Here is a 4,867-nt window from a genome sequence, read left to right on the forward strand (position 1 = left end):
AAACCTATATCCACAAAGTTTTCATGGTTTATTTTATTTTGAGGGATGATCTGGTTTTTGTGAGGGGTGCTGTGAAGATTGTTGTAATCAATTGATTTTGTGTTAACTAACTGAACCTTGTGGTTGTGTGAATAAAAAATGCTTGACTAAAAGAGCCAAGGTGACTAGCCTTTCGGATGTATCTGGTGTGGGTATAGAAGCCTTCCCGGAACAAAATGAGAAATACTGAGGCAAAAATCAAGCAAAGACCGTGATTTAAATGTGGTTATTTGCGATGGACAGTAATGAAAAATTCTAATTTTCATTACTGGTTTTAACAAAATGTGGTGTAAAGGAGGATAAAGAGATGGCAACTACGTTAGGAACGAGCAGTGCCTCATCAGTCTCATCAAGAGGCTATGACATGTCACTGTGGTATGACTCCAAATTTTATAAATTTGGTTTAATAACCATGTTGTTGGTAGCGATATTCTGGGTATGGTATCAACGTTACTTTGCCTATTCACACGGAATGGATTCAATGGAACCAGAGTTTGACCGTGTATGGATGGGCCTGTGGCGTGTGCACATGGCCATTATGCCGCTGTTTGCACTGGTAACCTGGGGCTGGATCTGGAAAACACGTGATACAGAAGAGCAATTGAATAACCTGGATCCGAAACTGGAAATCAAACGCTACTTCTACTACATGATGTGGCTGGGTGTATACATTTTTGGTGTTTACTGGGGTGGTAGCTTCTTTACGGAGCAAGATGCCTCCTGGCACCAGGTGATTATTCGTGACACCAGCTTTACACCAAGTCACGTAGTCGTGTTTTATGGATCATTTCCGATGTACATCGTCTGCGGAGTTGCAACCTATCTGTATGCAATGACCCGTCTGCCGCTGTTTCATCGTGGAATTTCTTTCCCGCTGGTGATGGCGATTGCAGGTCCTCTGATGATTCTGCCAAACGTTGGTCTGAATGAATGGGGTCATGCTTTCTGGTTCATGGAAGAGCTGTTCAGCGCACCGCTGCATTGGGGTTTTGTAGTGCTCGGTTGGGCTGGATTATTCCAGGGTGGAGTTGCTGCCCAAATCATTACCCGTTATTCCAACCTGACTGACGTGGTCTGGAATAATCAAAGCAAAGAAATTCTGAATAACCGGGTTGTAGCTTAGTCCGGAATACCCCTTGAAATCTGGGAAACTACATTTCAAGGGGTATATGGAAAAAGAAATGACTGGCTGACGTTAAGCAATTAACGTTTAGCCGGCCGGTAATCGGAATGCGGTACCTTAAAGAAAAAGAGGAATCGTGATGTTAATTTTAAATTATAAGAGGGGAGGATAGGGTGAGTATATTTAGAACAGAAGAGATCCTGAAAGCGGCCAAGATGCCGCCGGAAGCGGTCCATATGTCACGCCTGATTGATGCGGTTTATTTTCCGATTCTGGTTGTTCTGTTGGTAGGTACCTACCATATGCATTTCATGTTGTTGGCAGGTGACTGGGATTTCTGGATGGACTGGAAAGATCGTCAATGGTGGCCTGTAGTAACACCTATTGTGGGCATTACCTATTGCTCGGCAATTATGTATTACCTGTGGGTCAACTACCGTCAACCATTTGGTGCGACTCTGTGCGTAGTGTGTTTGCTGATAGGTGAGTGGCTGACACGTTACTGGGGTTTCTACTGGTGGTCACACTATCCACTCAATTTTGTAACCCCAGGTATCATGCTCCCGGGTGCATTGATGTTGGATTTCACAATGTATCTGACACGTAACTGGTTGGTGACTGCATTGGTTGGAGGTGGATTCTTTGGCCTGATGTTTTACCCGGGTAACTGGCCAATCTTTGGCCCGACCCATCTGCCAATCGTTGTAGAAGGAACACTGTTGTCGATGGCTGACTACATGGGTCATCTGTATGTTCGTACGGGTACACCTGAGTATGTTCGTCATATTGAACAAGGTTCATTACGTACCTTTGGTGGTCACACCACAGTTATTGCAGCATTCTTCGCTGCGTTTGTATCCATGCTGATGTTTGCAGTCTGGTGGTATCTTGGAAAAGTTTACTGCACAGCCTTCTTCTACGTTAAAGGTAAAAGAGGACGTATCGTACAGCGCAATGATGTTACGGCATTTGGTGAAGAAGGGTTTCCAGAGGGGATCAAATAAAATGGGTATCAAGAACCTTTATAAACGTGGAATGATGGGACTTTGTGGCGTTGCTGTTTATGCAATGGCGGCACTGACCATGACAGTGACACTAGATATCTCAACAGTAGCAGCCCATGGAGAACGATCCCAGGAACCGTTTCTTCGGATGCGTACAGTACAGTGGTACGATGTTAAATGGGGTCCGGAAGTAACCAAAGTCAATGAGAATGCCCAAATTACCGGCAAATTTCATTTGGCTGAAGACTGGCCGCGTGCGGCAGCAAGACCGGATTTCGCATTCTTTAACGTAGGTAGCCCAAGTTCGGTATACGTGCGTTTGAGTACGAAGATTAATGGCCACCCATGGTTTATTTCAGGTCCGCTGCAAATTGGTCGTGACTATGCGTTCGAAGTTCAGCTGAGAGCACGTATTCCAGGACGCCATCACATGCACGCCATGTTAAACGTTAAAGATGCAGGTCCAATTGCAGGACCGGGTGCATGGATGAACGTTACCGGAAGCTGGGATGATTTTACTAATCCACTCAAGCTGCTGACAGGCGAAACAATTGACTCGGAAACATTCAACCTGTCAAACGGTATTTTCTGGCATATTCTCTGGATGTCAATTGGTATATTCTGGATTGGTATCTTTGTAGCGCGTCCGATGTTCCTGCCACGTAGCCGGGTATTGCTCGCTTATGGTGATGATCTGTTGCTGGATCCGATGGATAAGAAAATCACCTGGGTACTTGCAATCCTGACCTTGGCGATAGTATGGGGTGGATACCGCTATACAGAAACCAAGCATCCATACACAGTACCTATCCAGGCTGGTCAATCCAAAGTTGCACCATTACCGGTAGCACCAAATCCGGTAGCAATCAAAATTACAGATGCTAACTATGACGTACCGGGACGTGCACTGCGTGTATCAATGGAAGTAACCAACAACGGTGATACACCAGTTACATTTGGTGAATTTACCACAGCAGGTATTCGTTTCGTTAACAGTACCGGCCGTAAGTACCTGGATCCACAGTATCCTCGTGAACTGGTTGCAGTAGGCTTGAATTTTGATGATGATGGTGCAATTCAGCCAGGCGAGACCAAGCAATTGAGGATGGAAGCCAAAGATGCTCTGTGGGAAATCCAACGTCTGATGGCGTTGCTGGGTGACCCGGAAAGCCGTTTTGGCGGACTGTTAATGTCTTGGGATTCAGAAGGTAATCGCCATATCAACAGTATTGCTGGTCCGGTGATTCCAGTCTTTACCAAGCTCTAATAGACAGTACCGAGGTACTGCGTATTAGTTAATAAGAACCGGTACATCGCCTGTCGCAAGGCAGAGGTGTACCGGTTTTTTTATTGTGATTCTGATTTTGAGACAAAGCATCAGACAGCCTGTCAAATTCGGTATCTTGAATACTGAATTGAAAGGAATTATAAAAATGGGAAGAGAGCATCTGTTGGAAAAGCAGAAAAGTGGTTTTTTATCAAGACAGGAGCAAGGAGTCATCATGTTGAAGCAATCGGTACAACTGGCTTTTATGACTTGTGTTCTTGCCATCTTGTGTTACACGAACACAGCCTTGGGGCATGGTCGTGTATCACTGGAGGAAGATACCTGCGTGCGCCAGATAGGTGAAAATATGGTGCACCTGAACACCTATCAGCCTCAATTTGATCAGGGCGGGCATTATTGCACAGAGATTCCAATGGCTGGAGATACCTATTTGGTTGTGGATCTGATAGACCTGGGTTTACGCGATATGCCGGTAGGTATGAAAGTATTCAGAGGTGAAGAAAAAGAAGGAGATATGATCATCCAGGTCAATGCAGCTCATCACCCCGATGGAGTCATTAATGGAATAGGCAGACTGGATAAAGGGTTATATTCAGTAATAGTAACGGCAGAAGGAGTCCCTCCGCTAAATTATTATTACCAGCTGCGAGTTGAAATGGTTGATTATGGCAAGCTTGCACGCACCTGGGCAGGCCCGGCAATTGCGCTCCTGTTCCTGAGTTGGCTGCTGTATAAGCTGATACAATCCGGCCGCTTAAAAAGCTGGTTTAAATCTGAAGACGATTAAATTCAGGCAGTCTCATAGAGAGTGCCGACATGATTTGCGACAAAAATATAAAAGACAGGGAGGATAGATAGATGACAAAAGGATGGACAATAACCGGCATTAAATGGCTGGTTGGAATGTTACTGGGCATGACCTGCTGGATGCAAGCTTATGCTCATGGCGGACTGTCTATGGCGGAGGATATGTGTAAACTCACGGTTGGGCCTTATACCATGCACTTTACGGGCTACCAGCCTGAAAGCTCGCAAGAGCAGGAATTCTGTGAGGATATACCCAATACTGGTCGTACAGTGGTAGCACTGGATTATATTGATGAAGCGCTGAGACCGTTAACAACAGAAGTACGTATTATTCGTGATACAGGTGCAGAGCCGGGGGAAGAAGGAAATCTTGACGAGATTACCGTCATGCATATCCCTCCAAAAGTGTACTCGAATGGATCAGTCACGTTTGAACATACATTTCCCACAGAAGGAAATTTTGTAGGACTGGTAACAGTTAGGGACAATGGAATAGAGCATGTATCACGCTTCCCTTTCGCTGTGGGCACAGGAGGCAAATTTAAGATGAATATGTATTTCTGGCCCTTGTTGATCATTGTCATAGGCGGTGGATACTTCTTCTTC

Annotated in this window: 5 protein-coding genes; all 5 read left to right on the forward strand. The window is 45.2% G+C overall.

Annotation, left to right across the window (positions count from 1 at the left end; translation table 11 throughout):
- Positions 1–346: 346 nt before the first annotated feature.
- Positions 347–1,162 (forward strand): methane monooxygenase/ammonia monooxygenase subunit C, encoded by an 816-nt coding sequence (locus C8R14_RS12875; RefSeq protein ID WP_011635098.1) that lies wholly within the window; start codon positions 347–349, stop codon positions 1,160–1,162.
- 173 nt (positions 1,163–1,335) lie between these two features.
- Positions 1,336–2,166, forward strand: coding sequence for a methane monooxygenase/ammonia monooxygenase subunit A (locus C8R14_RS12880; RefSeq protein ID WP_011635097.1), 831 nt, complete (start codon positions 1,336–1,338; stop codon positions 2,164–2,166).
- A 1-nt stretch (position 2,167) separates the two neighbouring features.
- Positions 2,168–3,433 (forward strand): methane monooxygenase/ammonia monooxygenase subunit B, encoded by a 1,266-nt coding sequence (locus C8R14_RS12885; RefSeq protein ID WP_011635096.1) that lies wholly within the window; start codon positions 2,168–2,170, stop codon positions 3,431–3,433.
- 166 nt (positions 3,434–3,599) lie between these two features.
- Positions 3,600–4,241 carry a hypothetical protein gene (locus C8R14_RS12890; protein ID WP_242500174.1) on the forward strand — a complete coding sequence of 214 codons (642 nt, stop codon included), beginning with the start codon at positions 3,600–3,602 and terminating at the stop codon, positions 4,239–4,241.
- Between the two features lie 71 nt (positions 4,242–4,312).
- The coding region (locus tag C8R14_RS12895) for a hypothetical protein (RefSeq protein ID WP_110332637.1) at positions 4,313–4,867 on the forward strand (555 nt) is incomplete at its 3' end.

Source organism: Nitrosomonas eutropha (genome assembly GCF_003201195.1).
In the GTDB taxonomy this organism is placed as follows: domain Bacteria; phylum Pseudomonadota; class Gammaproteobacteria; order Burkholderiales; family Nitrosomonadaceae; genus Nitrosomonas; species Nitrosomonas eutropha.

Excerpts from the sequence above, each read along its gene's own strand:
- C8R14_RS12875 (WP_011635098.1), top strand. The coding sequence starts at position 347 with ATGGCAACTACGTTAGGAACGAGCAGTGCCTCATCAGTCTCATCAAGA.
- C8R14_RS12885 (WP_011635096.1), top strand. The coding sequence starts at position 2,168 with ATGGGTATCAAGAACCTTTATAAACGTGGAATGATGGGACTTTGTGGC.
- C8R14_RS12890 (WP_242500174.1), top strand. The coding sequence starts at position 3,600 with ATGGGAAGAGAGCATCTGTTGGAAAAGCAGAAAAGTGGTTTTTTATCA.